The sequence below is a fragment of the Neobacillus sp. OS1-2 genome, from assembly GCF_030915505.1.
Taxonomy (GTDB): Bacteria; Bacillota; Bacilli; order Bacillales; family Cytobacillaceae; genus Neobacillus.
On the sequence record NZ_CP133265.1, the window covers coordinates 4,031,264 to 4,047,639 of the forward strand.

The 16,376-nt window shown below is 42.3% G+C and carries 19 protein-coding genes and 1 pseudogene; 17 read left to right on the forward strand and 3 right to left on the reverse strand.

Going from position 1 to position 16,376, the window contains the following annotated elements:
• Positions 1-584: 584 nt before the first annotated feature.
• Positions 585-2,021, forward strand: coding sequence for a group II intron reverse transcriptase/maturase (gene ltrA, locus RCG19_RS20035; protein WP_308108194.1), 1,437 nt, complete (start codon positions 585-587; stop codon positions 2,019-2,021).
• 144 nt (positions 2,022-2,165) lie between these two features.
• Entirely contained in the window at positions 2,166-2,975 is an 810-nt protein-coding gene (locus RCG19_RS20040) for a hypothetical protein (RefSeq protein ID WP_308108568.1), read from the forward strand.
• 27 nt (positions 2,976-3,002) lie between these two features.
• Here RCG19_RS20040 and RCG19_RS20045 read toward each other — a convergent pair whose 3' ends face one another.
• On the reverse strand, positions 3,003-3,284 hold the full coding sequence (locus RCG19_RS20045) for a hypothetical protein (protein ID WP_308108570.1): 282 nt from the start codon (positions 3,282-3,284) through the stop codon (positions 3,003-3,005).
• A gap of 155 nt (positions 3,285-3,439) precedes the next feature.
• Here RCG19_RS20045 and RCG19_RS20050 point away from each other — a divergent pair, with 155 nt between their 5' ends.
• Positions 3,440-4,810, forward strand: a complete 1,371-nt coding sequence (locus RCG19_RS20050) for an MATE family efflux transporter (RefSeq protein WP_308108571.1) — start codon at positions 3,440-3,442, stop codon at positions 4,808-4,810.
• A gap of 181 nt (positions 4,811-4,991) precedes the next feature.
• Complete coding sequence (locus RCG19_RS20055) at positions 4,992-5,360, forward strand: hypothetical protein (protein ID WP_308108572.1); 369 nt, start codon at positions 4,992-4,994, stop codon at positions 5,358-5,360.
• 46 nt (positions 5,361-5,406) lie between these two features.
• Here RCG19_RS20055 and RCG19_RS20060 read toward each other — a convergent pair whose 3' ends face one another.
• On the reverse strand, positions 5,407-5,604 hold the full coding sequence (locus tag RCG19_RS20060; RefSeq protein ID WP_308108573.1) for a hypothetical protein: 198 nt from the start codon (positions 5,602-5,604) through the stop codon (positions 5,407-5,409).
• Positions 5,605-5,915: 311 nt separating this feature from the next.
• Between RCG19_RS20060 and RCG19_RS23765 the strand changes: the two are divergent.
• The 5 genes and pseudogenes from RCG19_RS23765 to clpP form a co-directional block, all read left to right on the forward strand.
• Positions 5,916-6,044: pseudogene (locus RCG19_RS23765) on the forward strand (TetR/AcrR family transcriptional regulator); the annotation flags it as partial.
• 12 nt (positions 6,045-6,056) lie between these two features.
• On the forward strand, positions 6,057-6,479 hold the full coding sequence (locus RCG19_RS20065) for a TetR/AcrR family transcriptional regulator C-terminal domain-containing protein (RefSeq protein ID WP_308111036.1): 423 nt from the start codon (positions 6,057-6,059) through the stop codon (positions 6,477-6,479).
• Between the two features lie 143 nt (positions 6,480-6,622).
• Positions 6,623-6,763 (forward strand): YrzI family small protein, encoded by a 141-nt coding sequence (locus RCG19_RS20070; RefSeq protein WP_308108574.1) that lies wholly within the window; start codon positions 6,623-6,625, stop codon positions 6,761-6,763.
• 101 nt (positions 6,764-6,864) lie between these two features.
• Positions 6,865-7,560: a sigma-70 family RNA polymerase sigma factor gene (locus RCG19_RS20075; protein ID WP_308108575.1), complete on the forward strand. Its 696-nt coding sequence runs from the start codon at positions 6,865-6,867 to the stop codon at positions 7,558-7,560.
• A gap of 31 nt (positions 7,561-7,591) precedes the next feature.
• Positions 7,592-8,173: an ATP-dependent Clp endopeptidase proteolytic subunit ClpP gene (gene clpP / locus RCG19_RS20080; protein ID WP_308108577.1), complete on the forward strand. Its 582-nt coding sequence runs from the start codon at positions 7,592-7,594 to the stop codon at positions 8,171-8,173.
• Positions 8,174-8,247: 74 nt separating this feature from the next.
• On the opposite strand, the gene RCG19_RS20085 is transcribed toward clpP, so the two are convergent.
• Positions 8,248-8,526 carry a hypothetical protein gene (locus tag RCG19_RS20085; RefSeq protein WP_166246682.1) on the reverse strand — a complete coding sequence of 93 codons (279 nt, stop codon included), beginning with the start codon at positions 8,524-8,526 and terminating at the stop codon, positions 8,248-8,250.
• A 385-nt stretch (positions 8,527-8,911) separates the two neighbouring features.
• Between RCG19_RS20085 and RCG19_RS20090 the strand changes: the two genes are divergently transcribed.
• The 8 genes from RCG19_RS20090 to RCG19_RS20125 all read left to right on the forward strand — a co-directional run bounded on the left by RCG19_RS20090 (position 8,912) and on the right by RCG19_RS20125 (position 16,363).
• A complete protein-coding gene (locus RCG19_RS20090) occupies positions 8,912-9,082 on the forward strand; it encodes a YezD family protein (RefSeq protein ID WP_166246681.1) in 171 nt (56 codons plus the stop codon).
• A 78-nt stretch (positions 9,083-9,160) separates the two neighbouring features.
• Complete coding sequence (locus RCG19_RS20095; RefSeq protein WP_308108578.1) at positions 9,161-9,877, forward strand: phosphoadenylyl-sulfate reductase; 717 nt, start codon at positions 9,161-9,163, stop codon at positions 9,875-9,877.
• A gap of 64 nt (positions 9,878-9,941) precedes the next feature.
• The gene (locus RCG19_RS20100) at positions 9,942-10,991 is read left to right on the forward strand and encodes a sulfate permease (protein WP_374049627.1); all 1,050 of its coding nucleotides are present in this window, start codon (positions 9,942-9,944) and stop codon (positions 10,989-10,991) included.
• 142 nt (positions 10,992-11,133) lie between these two features.
• The gene (gene sat, locus RCG19_RS20105; RefSeq protein WP_308108580.1) at positions 11,134-12,282 is read left to right on the forward strand and encodes a sulfate adenylyltransferase; all 1,149 of its coding nucleotides are present in this window, start codon (positions 11,134-11,136) and stop codon (positions 12,280-12,282) included.
• Between the two features lie 12 nt (positions 12,283-12,294).
• Positions 12,295-12,894: an adenylyl-sulfate kinase gene (gene cysC / locus RCG19_RS20110; RefSeq protein ID WP_308108581.1), complete on the forward strand. Its 600-nt coding sequence runs from the start codon at positions 12,295-12,297 to the stop codon at positions 12,892-12,894.
• Positions 12,895-12,915: 21 nt separating this feature from the next.
• The gene (gene cobA, locus RCG19_RS20115; protein WP_308108582.1) at positions 12,916-13,692 is read left to right on the forward strand and encodes a uroporphyrinogen-III C-methyltransferase; all 777 of its coding nucleotides are present in this window, start codon (positions 12,916-12,918) and stop codon (positions 13,690-13,692) included.
• Positions 13,693-13,700: 8 nt separating this feature from the next.
• A complete protein-coding gene (locus RCG19_RS20120; protein ID WP_308108583.1) occupies positions 13,701-14,441 on the forward strand; it encodes a sirohydrochlorin chelatase in 741 nt (246 codons plus the stop codon).
• Positions 14,442-14,548: 107 nt separating this feature from the next.
• On the forward strand, positions 14,549-16,363 hold the full coding sequence (locus tag RCG19_RS20125; protein WP_374049562.1) for an assimilatory sulfite reductase (NADPH) flavoprotein subunit: 1,815 nt from the start codon (positions 14,549-14,551) through the stop codon (positions 16,361-16,363).
• Positions 16,364-16,376: the final 13 nt, after the last annotated feature.

Below are 16,376 nucleotides of genomic sequence, written 5' to 3' on the forward strand. Positions count from 1 at the left end.
ACGTTATTGCGATAAACACGGCTCCCGAATCCTAGAAGACTCGTTTTCCCGAAGGTGAAAATCCTTCCACTAGAGTGCTGATACAACTAGTGAAGACTAATCTAGGGCATCACCGTGAGGTGATGTCTGAAGGAGATGCGGACAATCGAGAGACCCGCAGTCGGATAAGCAGACCCAAATGCAATAAGTGTGAAGCACGGCGGCAGGGTAAGTTGGCGACTATGCGAATATAATGGGAAGCCCACTATAACATTAGTGGTCTCTATACCAATGAATCAGCCGGATAGAGGCAATTTATCAAGTGATGGTGCTGGGTATGTTTAGAAGGAAGGTGCGATGACCCCGTGAGGTCTCCATTCCAACCCAAAGGGACATCTACCTATAAGGGTAATCCGAAATGCTAGATGTGAATGGAGAAGTCAGACGTTCTCATAGTACGGAAGTAGTGTATGGACTAAACCATGCATGAACGGAAGGGGAACGACCTTGTGGCTCCACATCTGTAAAGATGTGTAATGTTAACAGAAAACGATACCTCGGTATAAACGAACTGAATGTACACAATGAAGGGTGCGGAATATGTAATGAATCATACGTTAAAATTCAAATGGCATAGTATTTATGGACAAATACTTTTCGACAGAAGGCTAAAAGCTGCTTGGGAAAAGGTAGAAGCCAACAACGGGTCAGGTGGTATTGATGGCGAAACAATTGACAGCTATAGATATCACTTAGATGAAAATCTGGACTCGCTTCTACAGAGACTGAGAAATAAAGAGTATAAGCCGTCACCAGTAAGAAGACATTATATTCCTAAGAAAAATGGCAAAAAGCGACCCTTAGGCATTCCGAATATTGAAGATAGAATTGTCCAACAGGCAATAGTAAATGTACTTCAGCCGAAATTCGAAAGGGATATCTTTCACAAATGGTCATGTGGATACAGACCAAATGTTGGTGCAGAACGTGTCCTGCAAATAATCATGGCGAATATCGAACAAGGATATAATTACATCTTCGATGCAGATATTAAAGGCTTTTTCGATAATATCCCACATAAGAAGCTGATGAGAGTATTAAATAAATACATCGCAGATGGTACAGTGTTAGATATGATTTGGTTGTGGCTAAAAGCTGGTTATATGGAAGAAGGTAAATTTCACTCAACAGATACCGGCACTCCGCAAGGAGGGGTTATTTCTCCGTTACTAGCGAACGTATATTTAAATGAACTTGATTGGATCTGGGCTGAAAACAATATTCGTTTTGTAAGATTCGCCGATGACTTTTTGTTATTCGCAAAAACCAAAGAAGACATAAAGAGAGCGGCAGATATTACGAAAAGGAAATTAGCCGAACTTGGGTTGGAACTTGCAACGGAGAAAACAAAATTTGTAAACTTCGATGATGATGACTTTGACTTTATGGGATTCACTTTCGAACACTGGAGAAAACGCAAGAAGGATGGTAAGCCATACTATATAGCTAAACCGAAAGAATCAACTTGGAATGATTTTCGCCAGAAAATCAAAGTCAAGACGAAGAAAACACTCACTCTGAGTAAGGAAAAGTGGATTGAGTATGTTAACCCAGTGATTCGAGGAAAAGTAAACTATTTTCTCAATATTTATAAAGCAATTAAGGCAAATGAAGAACACGGATTTAACAGTTCATGCTTCTTTAAAGCATTTGGGAAAGAACTACTTGCGATAGATGGCTATATTCGACAAAGGTTAAGAGTAGCCATGATTCACAAACACCCTAGCCAAAGAAAAGGTCATGCGATGAAAACAAAATGGAATAATGAGTTCTTTGCTATTATTGGACTTATCCCTTCATACTGGTATTACTACCACAAGATATATGGCTTTTCTCTAGAAAGTTACATTCTTCGAATGAAAGAAAAGCAAAAGAAAGAACAGGAAAGACGAATCCTAAAGGCAAAAGAAAAGGGTCAAGAGTATTATACTCCTGACCGTGTCCGCAAAATGAAATATGCTCAAAGATTGGCAACGTATTGACCATTTGTAACACATTGGTAAGCCGTATGCCTTAATAGGGCACGTACGGTTTGATAAGGGGGAAGCCTCGAAAGAGGTTTCCCTACTTTATTTCGATAAAATGCTATAATCAAATCAATATACATAGTGGAAGGAAGTGTCTGAATGGTGACCCTTCGGCCTCATATAGAACAAACCGGGTTGACAACCTATATTCCACCAAAAGGGGATTTTGAAGTCTTTCGAGATGATGACCATTATCGGGAAAAGCTTAAGGAATGGGGACTATCGTCCGCAAAGGAAGCAAAACGAGAATTTTGGTACAAAGATCGGCATGTTCAACGCCTTGTGACCATTAAAGGTTATGAAACATATGGGAATTCAGGGGAATTTAACACCCTTGTTATTGGGTTTCAGGATGGTCAGCTAAGCTGCATTCACCCTGCCTATTTAAAAGAAATGCAACAGTCCAGCTTTGGAAAAGAATCGATGTTAACGCTCGGGGACAAAGAAAGTGTGCCCGTGAGTGAGCGGGGAACAGGCAAAGAAAGCGTGGCAGCGGCTGCACCTGTTGAAGCGAAAGCCTCTTCTAAAAAAGAAAAAGCTGCAAAGGCGGCGAAGCCTAAGAAAGAAAAGATACCGAAGCTTGAACTTCCTGCTGAGAAGGTACATTTTACTGCTAAGGTTAAACAATTTGCGCTTGTTTACAACCCCTTTAATGAAGAAAATGATGAGGTGGTTGTTTTAGAAGAGGCCCAGATTGTTCAGGAACCCCCCTTAGAACTTGGGTTTGCCTGGTGCAGTCACAGTAAGACATTGAAAAAATTCGAATTGGCGCCGGGGGACGTACTTGAATTTGATGGCAAGGTTGCGGCCAAGAAATTGGCGAAAGGGAAAGACGTCCCGGAAGAATTCATCATTGATGTCCCGGTGTTATATAAGGTAAATAACCCATCTAAAATCGCAAAAAAATAGGACTTCCAGTAGGAGGTCCTATTCGCTTTATGGAAAATAGATTTCTAACCGGGTATGGGCATCGTAGTGGAAAACATAGTAATTTTGAAAATCACTGTTGCTGGCAATGGTCTTATATTCCTGCAAGGCAATCTGTGACGTGCTTCCGTCCTTTTTTAAAAATAAAAGTTTCTCATTTGCCAATTGAATGGACGCAAAATGAAAGCCATCTCTTTTCCATAAATCATCATCATCCTGATAATAATTAAGGATCACTTGGCGGTTTTGATATCCTTCAAAAATAGTTAAATCGGTTAGTTGTTTTTCCATCCTTTTATCACCTATCCCCTTTATCTATATTGTAAAAAAAGCAATCGGCGGAAGTGGTGATGGGAATCACGGTATTTTGATATTTTTACGGAATAAATGTAAAAGATAAGGTATAATGAAGGTTCGGATTTTTATTTCTCAAGGAGTATACATGTATGAATCAGACCTTTACGATTAAGGAAAAAACAAAGCAAATTTTTGTTTTGCTAATTCCCATTTTAATTACCCAGCTTGGTATGTTTTCAATGGTATTTTTCAATACGATTATGTCAGGTAAATATAATTCGTCCGATTTAGCAGGAGTGGCGATCGGCTCATCGATCTGGAGCCCCATTTTTAACGGAATCAGCGGTATTCTTCTCGCTGTTTCACCAATCGCTGCTCAACGATTCGGTGAAAAGAAGAGCAGCGAAGTTTCTGCAGTTGTCCGGCATGGAATCTATCTTTCTGTTTTGATTGCCTTAGCAGTCATTATTCTCGGATTTTTCTTTTTGGATCCTATATTAGCTAAAATGGCGCTGCCAGATCGAGTAGAGAAAACGGCCTTTGATTATTTGGTGGGCCTTAGTTTTGGACTTTTACCATTGTTTATTTTTAACGTGCTTAGATCTTTTATTTATGCATTAGGGAAAACACGTGTGGTTATGGTCATCATGCTGATGTCATTGCCCGTCAATTTCTTTTTGAACTATGCGTTTATTTTTGGGAAATTCGGCTTTCCTGAACTTGGCGGTGCCGGGGCAGGGTATGCTACGTCGATTACCTACTGGATTATCATGGGGATGACATGGTATATTGTGAAAACACAGGATCCGTTTTCTTCCTATCCAGTATTTGCGAATATAAAAGAATTTTCTTGGGAGAAGTGCAAGGAGATTTTACAAATCGGTGTACCGATGGGACTTTCTATATTCTTCGAGACCAGCATGTTTGCAGTGGTTACCATCTTGTTGAGTAAATATAATGTCACAACGATTGCTGCCTATCAGTCAGCGTTAAATATCGTTTCCTTTTTATACATGATTCCGATCAGTATTTCGACGGCACTTACTGTTCTTGTTGGGTATGAGGTTGGAGCAAGGCGTTATAAAGATGCGAAACAATACAGTTGGTTGGGGGTGTTGCTTGCAATATTAATTGCGATCGGTACGGGGGTGTTAGTTGTCCTATTCCGCTACCAGGTTGCCGGATTTTACTCGAATGAAGCAGCGGTGATTAACTTAACAGCCAACTTCCTCATCTTCGCGCTGTTTTTTCAAATCTCGGATGCCATCCAAGCAACTGCACAGGCGGCATTAAGAGGGTATAAAGACGTCAACCTCGCCTTTATTATGACCCTAATCGCCTACTGGCTGGTCTGTTTACCAGTAGGATACATGCTGGCCCATTTTGCCGGACTAGGAGCAAGAGGCTACTGGCTCGGCCTAACCATCGGCCTACTAGCAGCAGGAATCGCCCTATCCATCAGACTCATCTACATCCAAAAAAGAAAATTCATCAATATCCAAGTTAAAGAAGTGGTATAGGGTAGCAATGGTGACAGGCACCATTAACTGCATGGCCAACGTATAAAATTGTCTACAAAGGCCCTCGTCGAGTTTGGCGGGGGTTTTTTGTTATTTCGTATGAAAATAGCTGGTTTGTTGTTTTTTCTGGTGATAAAATTTGGTTGAAGGGTTGATGAAAATCCGTATTGGGGTGAGCTTTATGGGAAGGGAAGTACACTTTAAAAAGGAAGAGTTCGTACTAAGATTAACGGGAGTCCTAAGTGTGTTTGCTCTTAGGTGGCAGTTGAAAATTCCATATAAGGCAATAAAGAGTGTTTATATTGATGAATTTGAGCCGCCGATGTGGATGCTTCGAATGCCAGGGGCCTCGATTGCCCCGCTTCATATTTTTGAAGGAAGCTTTAAATTTGGCGATGAATGGTACTTTCTTTCCTGTGAGCATCAAGTACCGCTTATACACCTGGAAGTAGAGGGCTTCGGAAAATATAAATATGTCATTTTTGAAATGGAAAACCCTAGAGCGGTAATGATAGAACTTCGAAAAAAACTAAGAGAATTAGAGGAATAAAAATACTAAAATATGACGCTATTCCGATGGGAATAGCGTCTCACTGTTAAAATAACTTTTTTAAGCCAAATAGCTTGGTAAATAAACTTTGGTTTTTATCCGTGATGATTAGTTCATCCAAAATTAATTTTTCACGATTGTTGTGAATCCATTTCCGCAGTTCATGTTTATCCTTACAATACGTATAATATGTTTCTCCACCTTTTCCAAGTGCGTTGACAACATATCTACAAGTGTTCCCCATAATGCCCACCTTTAAAAAGTAATAATTGAATACTATATATGGATTATAGCAGTCTTATAAAAATAGTCCATCATTATTTTTCATCAAAATCATCCATTTTTTTTTTGAAAACACTTCCATTAAAATATCTGCAAGAGAGACTATAATAATATTATGTAAACCTATCCACTGAATAACAAGAACATCAATGATTTTTTTGTTTAGAACGGAAGAAATATGTTTTAATGAATCTATGGAAATTATTTAAATGATCGGAGATATAAAATGCCGCCAATTGTTTCAGATTCATATAAAGAAAAGAAAAAAAAGAGATCCTCTCAAGCGCATTGGTATGTTTCGCCAAAAAGGGGTTTCAAGTAGCGACCATTGATGACATAGTTGAGCATTCAGGAATCAGCAAGGGGTCTATTTATAATTATTTTAAAAGTAAAGATGAAATCTATTTGGCATTAATGACAACAGAAACAGAGGAAACAAATGAGCTATTAACGAAAGATCTTGACGCGTACCACCATGCGATGGAAAAAATAAATTATTTATTCGATGTCTACCTCACTCTAGACGTAATAGAGGTTGAAACCCATAGCAAAATTATCGTTCACAATGAATTTAAACTCCATGCAGCACGGAATGCAGATTTACTGGAGAAATTAACAACACGAAGACAACAGTATCTGATCCATCTGTTCGCGCAGATCATCCGAGAAGGACAAGGGTCAGGGGAGTTTAAGCAAGAGCTTAACCCGGAATTAACAGCCAATCTTTTCTGGTCAATGATCGATGGTGTCACGGTCCAATCCATTTACAAAGATTACCCTTACAACCAAGTATTAACGGAGATGAAGCAGTTATTCTTAGAAAAAGTGAAGGCGTAGAAGGGGAAAAGCCGGCAGAGATGCTGGCGTTTTTTTATTTTTGGAAAAATGGATAAAATCATTTGACATTTTTTAAAGTGGGAAAATATAATAAAATAAACTGACTAGTCGTTTTATATAAAATTTGGAAGGAGGGAAAGGAAATGACCCTTAATCTCATATTCTTTACAATTTCAATTAAAAAACGGAAAATTAGTCTTGAGGAAGCTGTACAGGAAGAGATGGTTGAAAAGCTTTATGATCAAAATAAAGAAAAGCAAATGTCAATTCATCGATTCATGTAAAAAATTCTGCATATAATACCATAAAAATAATGGTGACCCCGTATCTTTTTAACCCCTTGAAAACGTTCTTAAGGTAGAGAGTGCAAAAAGGAGTGAAAACCATGTCACACAAGCTAAGTCCCGACAACGTAGACCCTGCACATCAAGATGATCGGCTCTGGAGTGAATATTTTCCAAAGCTGCAGCGATATTGTCAATTTCTCGCCCAAAATACATGGGATGGAGATGATATTGCGCAAGAGACCTATCTTAAGGCATTAAAATATCACAAGCAACAGATGAGTTCGGCCTTGTTGACCAAAATTGCCTATCATCATTGGATCGATCTGCTGCGGAAAAGAAAAAATGAGACGACGGAAACGGATCTTGTCCACTCCATCCCAGACTCAACCAATCAACTGGACAATATGACCCATGCAGTTGACCTGCTGCTGAATCATTTTACCCCAAAACAAGCCGTCATTTTTATGTTAAAAGAAGCGTTTCAATATCAGTTAAAAGAAATTGCCGAGCTCATGCACACGACCGAAATGGCGATTAAAGCCAGTCTTCATCGAGTGAAAAAACGTCTTGAAAAAGAAGAACAATTATTTTCACTTGAAGCATTTTGGGATGAGGAAGAAAGGGAACGGCTTTCGGACATTTTTTATGAAGCTTTGAAAAATCAAGACCCGGCCATTCTGATTGAATCCATTCCAACGATAACCAACATGAATGAAGTTTCGAGGGTTCAAACAAGGAAACGGCAAGCGATTCAAACTCACTCTCCTTCAAGCACTCTCCGTATGGCAGCATAGCCATTCATACCGCTTTAAGGAGGAGTTAAAAATGAGTACGATACCATATGTAATCGAACAATCAAACCGCGGTGAACGTTCCTATGATATTTATTCCCGACTGCTAAAGGACAGAATTATCATCATTGGTGAGGAAATCAATGACCAAACTGCCAATAGTGTGGTGGCGCAATTATTATTTTTAGCGGCTGACGCTCCTGATAAAGAAATATCCCTTTATATTAATTGTCCAGGCGGTTCTACTTCAGCTGGGTTTGCCATTTTCGATACGATGCAATATATTAAGCCGGATATTCGCACCATTTGCACAGGCATGGCGGCATCCTTTGGGGCGTTGTTACTTCTCGCGGGCACAAAGGGAAAACGGTATGCCTTGCCAAATAGCGAAATCATGATTCATCAGCCCTTGGGCGGCGCAAGAGGGCAGGCAACCGAAATTGAAATATCGGCAAGACGGATCTTAAAGTTAAAGGACCACATCAATCAGATTATGTCCGAGCGAACGGGACAGTCGGTCGAAAAAGTTGCAAATGATACGGAGCGCGATTACTTCATGAGTGCCGAGGAAGCGAAGAAATACGGAATTATTGATGAGATTTTGCATCCAAAATGAAATGAAATCAAAAGAGCAGGGCGCATTGCCTGCTCTTTTTGAATGTTGGTTCCTATTTCAACTGTTCGTGATGACTAATTGTCGCTGCTTTCATGCTGCTCATGTTCTTGTTCAATTTCCTCCGGGATAAAGCCAAATGGCCCTCTAGGCATTTGCTCTACGCGAAAGATCGCCACGATTACATCAATTCTAATGGCCAAAAGCCTTTGCCTCATTCTGCCCCTGCTTTCGATTACAAGAACGTCCTTGCCCACTTCGAGAAGCCTCCCGGTAAATGTTCCTTGAAGCGTAACAATTTCAACTTCTTTTTTTAACAACTCATGGGCAATTTGATGAAACGTTAATTCTGTCATGATCATCATCTCCTTCACATTACAGTAAATGCAAAAAAGGCAAAAAAGCGTCTATTTTTTCATTAATTTTTTTCGAATATAGGGGGCAATTTCTAGGATAATTGAACGAACTTTTATGTTAAAAAATTATGAATGAACCTTAAATGATTTAGAAGATGAATTCAACGTCCTTGAAAAACAGATTGATGGCAGTCTGGTGACTGCTTTTTTCCTATGCCATTTTACCCTAGATAATCCGTCGTTTTTCCATCTGGCTAAATAAAAAGGCCTAGTCGAAAAGGGTGAAAATAAAAATTTTTAAAATTGTTTATTTTCTTATTTACATAAAACCTATTGGTATGGTAGGATTAATTTCATTAAAGAACTTGGATTGATGTTTTATTGAATGGGGGCGAATCAGCTGCAAGCAGATGAAAAGGAAGAGCTTATCGCACATCTAGAAAAGATGCTGGAAACGTTAAAGTTTGGTTCCATCACGCTAGTGGTCCAGGACGGCAAGATTGTGCAACTTGAGAAAAACGAAAAGGTTCGTCTTCAACCAAATAAAAATCGCTGACTAGACAAACTAGAGGCGGTCTTCACTTTATGAAGTGGAAGACCGCCTTTTTTATTGAAAAAAAGGGGGCCAATAGTGGTGACAGCAGCAGTAACGTTTCAAAATTGGAAACAAATATCAGGAACATTCCCCATTGAGGATGAAACAAAGGGGGCTCGTTCGGTAGTAGAGTGGGCTTATCGTGCCTACACCGATGAACAGATTGTCTATGCGTCTAGTTTTGGAGCGGAGGCGATTGTATTAATAGATTTCATTCAACAGGTTAAACCAGATGCCCATATTGTTTTTTTAGATACAGGCTTACATTTTCCGGAAACATATGAGGTCATTGATAAGATTGAAGCCCGTTTTCCGACATTACGGATTGAAAGAAAACAACCGAAAGTAAGTTTGGATGAGCAAGCAGCCGAATATGGGTCGGCGTTATGGAAAAGAGATCCTAATCAATGCTGCAATATCCGAAAGGTTATTCCTTTGAAGGAGACGTTGACCGCCAAACAAGCGTGGATCTCGGGACTGCGCCGCGAACAATCTCCGACAAGGGTCCATACCGAATTCCTTAATAAGGATGAAAAATTTGAAAACATCAAAATCTGCCCATTGATACACTGGACTTGGGATGAGGTTTGGAGCTACATCAAGGAGCATGATCTTCCTTACAACACGCTGCACGACCACCACTACCCAAGCATCGGCTGCTTTCCCTGTACACAACCTGTTGGGGATGATGGCGATTCCCGTGCAGGCCGTTGGACGGGAAGTGGTAAGACAGAGTGTGGGTTACACACTCGTTAAAGAAAAAATGAAACGTGTAAATCCCCATTTTTGAGGGATTAAGGAGGCATTTCACTTGCTCATAATGATTGCGCTGACCATCGGATTATTTTTTGCGATAAATATTGGTGCTAGCGGTGCGGCGGCCTCGATGGGAATCGCTTACGGATCCGGCGTTGTAAAAAAACGAATGGCCCTGCTGCTTTGCGGTATTGCAGTATTTCTTGGTGCCTGGCTAGGCGGCGGTGAAGTAGTCAAAACCATTGGCAGCGGAATTGTCCCGAACCATACCTTTACCGTGCCAATTGCCCTTATTGTATTGGCATCAGCCGCATTATCCCTTTTTTTTGCTAATATCTTTGGCATCCCATTATCCACAAGTGAAGTAGCAGTTGGATCCGTGGTCGGAGCTGGGATTGTCTACCAATCAGTATTCGTCAGCAAGCTAGTCTGGATTATGTTATTCTGGCTGCTCACACCGGTTGCTGCCTTTGTTATCGCTGTCGCAGGCTCCTATTTGTTAAAAAAGATAAAGTGGATGACGACAACGAAAGCTGTTCCGTTTTTATCTTTGTTAGTCGTTATGATGGGGCTGTTTGAGGCGTTTTCGGCAGGGATGAATAACGTGGCCAATGCGGTCGGTCCACTTGTCGGTGCCAAGATCCTCTCTACTGGAAATGGAATTTTCTGGGGAGGGATCTTCGTGGCAGGCGGTGCCTTGCTGCTGGGACAGCGGGTCCTTGAGACAAATGGAAAAAAGATAACTACGCTCCGCTTGGAAGAGGGCTGCGTCATTTCAGGGACGGGTGCAACGATTGTAACGGTGGCGTCAGTGTTCGGGATTCCTGTCCCGCTGACGCAAATCACGACCTCTTCCATTATCGGGATGGGATTCGCCAAGCACGGCCGGTCAGTATTGAAAAAGGATATTGTGGTTCAATTGCTGACCGTGTGGATGGTTTCACCTGTCCTCTCGATGGTATTGTCTTACACCCTCATCCAACTGATTATCGAACATAATTTTTACCCAATCATCGCCATGGTCGGTGTGCTGATCTCTGTTTTTGGCGTGTTGTCCTTGATGAAACGGCAGAAGCATACGATAACGGTTACCCAGGAGGTTGCGAAGGATTAACGAGCGGAGGAGCGAGTAAATGCGGGCAATTCGCGAGAAATGCGGCCGATCCTTCAGGTAAATGATTAAGCGACAGTAAACATAGCCCATCCGCCAGAAAGACTAATTAAATTAACTAAAACAATGAAGGGATTTGAGAAAAATGTCATTTTTGCCTAAACCTCATGGAGGAAAATTAATTCAAGCCTTTAATCCAAACTATAATCTAGCCGATATCGAAGGAGAAATTGAAATTGACGCGATCGCATTGAGTGATCTTGAACTCATTGGTGTTGGGCTGTTTAGTCCGCTGACTGGGTTCCTTGGAAAAGCTGATTACGAATCTGTCGTCGCGAACATGCGTTTAGCGGACAACACCATTTGGTCGATTCCCGTGACCCTTCCTGTAACCTATCAAACTGCCGCCACCCTTACAGAAGGGGAAGTACGTAAATTAGTTTTTCGAAAAGAGGTATATGGGGTTATTAAAGTATCTGAATGGTATGAACCTGATTTAGACAAGGAAGCCATTGAGGTATATAGGACCCCTGAGCTTGCCCATCCAGGAGTCAAGCGGCTATATGAAAGAGGCCCAGTCTATGTTGCGGGTGAAGTGACACTAGTGAAAAAACCGGAAAAAGGCGTATTTTCCGATGTATGGCTTGAACCAAAGGAAACAAGGGCGTTATTTGAAGAAAAAGGTTGGAAAACAGTCGTTGGTTTCCAAACAAGGAATCCAATCCACCGGGCCCATGAATATATTCAAAAAGCTGCTCTGGAAACAGTCGATGGACTTTTCGTCAACCCATTGGTTGGTGAAACAAAGTCTGATGACATCCCAGCTGACGTTCGTTTGAAAAGCTATCGAGTTTTACTAGAAAACTACTATCCTAGCAATCGTGTACAACTCGGGGTCTATCCTGCGGCGATGCGCTATGCTGGTCCAAGGGAAGCTGTTTTTCATGCAATCGCCCGCAAAAACTTTGGCTGCACCCATTTCATAGTCGGCCGCGACCACGCCGGGGTTGGCAATTATTACGGAACCTATGATGCACAACGCATTTTCAGTAATTTTCCAGAAGGGGAACTCGGCATTAAACCACTGTTCTTTGAACATAGCTTTTATTGCACGAAATGTGAAGGAATGGCTTCTGATAAAACATGCCCGCACAGCAAGGAAGACAGAGTAATCCTCTCGGGTACAAAGGTACGGGAATTACTGCGCTCCGGCACCCTTCCACCTTCAACCTTCAGTCGAAAAGAGGTTGTGGAAGTGTTGATTGAAGGATTAAAAGAAAGCGCAACGGTATAGGGGGGATCGAACATGTCAAAAGCAACGAATATCACATGGCACGCCGCCACCGTAACGAAGTCTGACCGGCGTGTTCAAAATGGTCATGGCAGCTGTGTATTATGGTTTACCGGCTTGTCTGGTTCAGGGAAATCGACGATAGCCAACGCTGTTTCCAGCGAATTATATCGCCAAGGCATCAATGAATATGTTCTCGACGGCGATAATATCCGCCACGGCTTGAACCGCGACCTTGGTTTTTCCGATTATGACCGTACAGAAAATATTCGCCGAATTGGCGAGGTAGCGAAACTGTTTGTCGATAGCGGCGCGGTGGTAACCACTGCATTTATTTCGCCATTCCGTTCAGACCGGGATCAAGTGCGAGCCCTTTTTGAAAATGAAGAATTTATTGAGGTTTTCGTCGATTGCCCTATTGAAGAATGTGAGCGTCGTGACCCTAAGCAGCTTTATCAAAAAGCACGCCGTGGTGAAATAAAGGATTTTACCGGGATTGATTCCCCGTATGAGGCACCAGAACGCCCGGAAATTACAATCCATTCTGACTTATTACATGTAGAAGAGGCCGTGGGGCAAATTTTTCAATACCTGCAAAAAAAGGAGATTATTTAGCTGTGAAAGGATGATGAGCCCATGGGTGGCAAGGTTTTTTTAGTAGGTGCGGGTCCCGGTGATCCTGAATTAATGACGGTAAAAGGGATGCGCTGCCTGCAGCAAGCCGATGTCATCTTGTATGATCGGCTGGTCAATCCTGAACTGCTGGATTTTGCAAAGGAAGGGGCACAGCTGGTTTATTGCGGCAAGCTCCCGCAATATCATACAATGAAGCAGGAAACAATTAACCATTTTTTAGTGAAATATGCTAAAAAGGGTCTTCAGGTTGTCCGCTTAAAGGGAGGAGATCCCTTTGTATTCGGTCGCGGTGGGGAAGAAGCGGAGGAATGTGCCCGCTGCGATGTGCCATTTGAAATTGTTCCCGGTATCACGGCAGGGATTGCTGCTTCTGCGTATGCCGGGATTCCTGTAACCCATCGGGGCTTGAGTAAAAGCTTTGCTTTTATAACGGGTCACCAAGTCAGCGACGAAGCAGCAGAGCACCAGTGGTACCATTTGGCAAATGCTGTGGATACGATTTGTGTTTATATGGGGGTTTCCCACCTTTCAACGATCACAAAACATTTAATTCAGAACGGAAAATCAGCGCAAACACCGATTGCTCTTGTTCACTGGGGGACATTACGTGACCAAAGAACGGTAATTGGGACGCTTGAGACGATAGAAGCACGCGTGAAGGAAGCTGCGATTTCCAATCCGAGCATGATCATCATTGGAGAGGTCGTCCACCTTCATAACAAATTGAACTGGTTCGAAAAGGAAATTGCCCCCAATTTACCAGTTGTCCATGGATGAGGTGAAAAATGAAAGCTATTCTATATATTGGTCACGGAACCCGATTGAAAAAAGGATCTGTGGAAGCTAAGGCCTTTATTAAAAGAATAATAGAGAGAATAGATGTACCCATACAGGAAATGAGTTTTCTAGAATTGACGGAGCCGTCGATGGAGGAAGGTTTCGAGCGGTGTGTTTTAATGGGTGCTTCTGAAATAACGGTTGTTCCGCTGTTTCTCCTTGCGGCAGGTCATATTAAACAGGATATCCCATTGGCCTTGGCAGGATTGCAGACGAAGTTCCCGGAAATTCAGGTAACAGTAATGGACCCATTTGGTGTCCAGGGAAGAATTCTTGATGCGGTTGTCGACTTGATTAGGGATACTGCAGGGGCGGTGGCATCGGAGGATCGAGTTTTACTAGTTGGAAGAGGGAGCAGCGACCCTGGAATCCTTACTGATTTTTCAAAAATTGCAGAGGGCATTAGGAATCGTCTGGGAATAAAAATGGTATCCGTTTGTTACTTGGCTGCAGCTGAGCCAAGGCTTTTGGAAGGCTTAGAGGCTATTACGGCTGATGCAGAGGGCAGGGTCATCGTCGTACCATATTTGTTATTTTCAGGTCTCCTTCTTGCCGAGGTGAATCTCGAGGTGCGAAGGCGGCGAAAGCAAGGACTGGAGATTCTTCTTACAGGTGCATTAAGCAGCCATCGGGCAATTGAAAATATTGTTATTGAGAAGGCGTGTGAGGAAGTTATCGTTTCATCGTGACCGTGGAGCGAGAAAAAATAAAGTGAATGGTGATCATTGTGCCCGTGAGGCTGAAAAAATCGGGCGAACAGTCATAAAAATGAATTTTTCATATATTCCATTGTGAGGTGGTATTGTTGCAACTTCAAGTATTGAACAGTCCGTTTAATCAGGAGCAGGCAGAGCTCCTTAATCGTATTCTGCCAACTTTAACCGAACCACAGAAATTCTGGCTGAGCGGCTTTCTTGCCGCGTCACAAGGTACTGCAGCGCTGGGAACGCCAGTCGCACAACTTCAGCCCAACAAGGTGCCGGCCAAAACAAAAGAAGTGACCATTTTATATGGGTCACAAACTGGTAATTCTCGAGGCTTGGCAAAGAAGGCTGCCAAGTCCCTGGAAAGCAAAGACATTCAAGTACACATTACTTCCATGAATGATTTTAAACCAAATAATCTAAAAAAGGTTCAAAACCTGCTCATTATTGCAAGTACACATGGTGAAGGCGACCCGCCCGATAATGCACTGACATTCTATGAATTTCTTCATAGTAAACGAGCGCCAAAGCTGGAGGGGCTCCAATTTTCCGTTTTAGCACTGGGGGACAGCTCGTATGAGTTCTTCTGCCAGACGGGAAAAGATTTTGACAAACGGTTGGAAGAACTCGGCGGCACAAGGCTTTATCCGCGATTTGATTGTGATGTGGATTTTGATGAGCCAGCGGCAGAATGGCTCCAAGGTATTCTTGGAAGTCTAGATGATTCTCAAACTGAAAGTGCCACCCAAAACCTTGAACTAGAACCCAATTCAGTAGAATCGAAGTATTCGAGAACAAATCCATTCCATGCCGAAGTGCTTGAAAATATCAATTTGAATGGACGAGGCTCGAATAAGGAAACGCGACACCTGGAAATTTCACTGGAAGGATCAGGACTCACATTTGAGCCTGGGGACAGCCTAGGTATATACCCGGAAAACGATCCGGCTCTTGTCGACCTAATCCTTGAGGAAACAAAATGGAACCCTGAAGAACGAATAACAGTTAAACAAGGGGATGTTCGTCCGTTAAGGGAAGCACTTCTCTCCTATTATGAAATTACAGTACTAACAAAACCGCTGCTGCAAAAAGCGGCATCACTTTCAGCAAGCAACGAGTTACAGGATTTAACCGCGGAAGGCAACGAGGAAAAAGTAAAAGCCTACCTAGCAGGACGTGATTTACTGGATTTAATTCGTGATTTTACCCCATGGGTCGGTTCTGCTCAGGAGTTTGTTGCTATTTTGCGAAAAATACCTGCACGGCTTTATTCCATAGCTAGCAGCTTATCAGCGAGTCCTGACGAAGTCCATGTAACAATTGGGGCGGTCCGCTATGATGCCCATGGCCGCGGCCGTAATGGGGTTTGCTCGATACAAACCGCAGAAAGGCTCAACGCAGGTGACACGGTGAAGGTCTATGTTCAACAGAACGAAAATTTTAAACTGCCGCAAAATCCGGAGACACCCATCATCATGATTGGACCGGGAACAGGAGTAGCACCGTTTCGCTCCTTTATGCAGGAGCTTGAAGAAATCGGATCCACTGCAAAATCTTGGCTGTTCTTCGGTGATCAACATTTTGTGACAGATTTCCTTTATCAAATCGAGTGGCAAAAGTGGCTGAAAAATGGCACGCTGACGAAATTGGATGTTGCTTTTTCCCGTGACAGCAATCAAAAAGTATACGTTCAGCACCGTATGCTCGAACATAGTAAAGAATTATTCGAGTGGCTGCAACAAGGAGCCGCCCTATACATTTGTGGCGATGAAAAACACATGGCCCACGACGTCCACAACACATTACTCGATATTATTGAAAAAGAAGGCGCCATGAGCCGTGAACAAGCAGTAGCATATCTTACAGACTTGCAGCAGCAAAAACGTTACCAAAGGGATGTCTATTGAGAGGAGTTTTTTT

Coding starts and splice junctions, on each gene's coding strand:
- ltrA (WP_308108194.1), top strand. CDS start 585: ATGAATCATACGTTAAAATTCAAATGGCATAGTATTTATGGACAAATA.
- RCG19_RS20040 (WP_308108568.1), top strand. CDS start 2,166: ATGGTGACCCTTCGGCCTCATATAGAACAAACCGGGTTGACAACCTAT.
- RCG19_RS20045 (WP_308108570.1), bottom strand. CDS start 3,284: ATGGAAAAACAACTAACCGATTTAACTATTTTTGAAGGATATCAAAAC.
- RCG19_RS20050 (WP_308108571.1), top strand. CDS start 3,440: ATGAATCAGACCTTTACGATTAAGGAAAAAACAAAGCAAATTTTTGTT.
- RCG19_RS20055 (WP_308108572.1), top strand. CDS start 4,992: ATGGGAAGGGAAGTACACTTTAAAAAGGAAGAGTTCGTACTAAGATTA.
- RCG19_RS20060 (WP_308108573.1), bottom strand. CDS start 5,604: ATGGGGAACACTTGTAGATATGTTGTCAACGCACTTGGAAAAGGTGGA.
- RCG19_RS20065 (WP_308111036.1), top strand. CDS start 6,057: ATGACAACAGAAACAGAGGAAACAAATGAGCTATTAACGAAAGATCTT.
- RCG19_RS20070 (WP_308108574.1), top strand. CDS start 6,623: ATGACCCTTAATCTCATATTCTTTACAATTTCAATTAAAAAACGGAAA.
- RCG19_RS20075 (WP_308108575.1), top strand. CDS start 6,865: ATGTCACACAAGCTAAGTCCCGACAACGTAGACCCTGCACATCAAGAT.
- clpP (WP_308108577.1), top strand. CDS start 7,592: ATGAGTACGATACCATATGTAATCGAACAATCAAACCGCGGTGAACGT.
- RCG19_RS20085 (WP_166246682.1), bottom strand. CDS start 8,526: ATGACAGAATTAACGTTTCATCAAATTGCCCATGAGTTGTTAAAAAAA.
- RCG19_RS20090 (WP_166246681.1), top strand. CDS start 8,912: ATGGGGGCGAATCAGCTGCAAGCAGATGAAAAGGAAGAGCTTATCGCA.
- RCG19_RS20100 (WP_374049627.1), top strand. CDS start 9,942: ATGATTGCGCTGACCATCGGATTATTTTTTGCGATAAATATTGGTGCT.
- sat (WP_308108580.1), top strand. CDS start 11,134: ATGTCATTTTTGCCTAAACCTCATGGAGGAAAATTAATTCAAGCCTTT.
- cysC (WP_308108581.1), top strand. CDS start 12,295: ATGTCAAAAGCAACGAATATCACATGGCACGCCGCCACCGTAACGAAG.
- cobA (WP_308108582.1), top strand. CDS start 12,916: ATGGGTGGCAAGGTTTTTTTAGTAGGTGCGGGTCCCGGTGATCCTGAA.
- RCG19_RS20120 (WP_308108583.1), top strand. CDS start 13,701: ATGAAAGCTATTCTATATATTGGTCACGGAACCCGATTGAAAAAAGGA.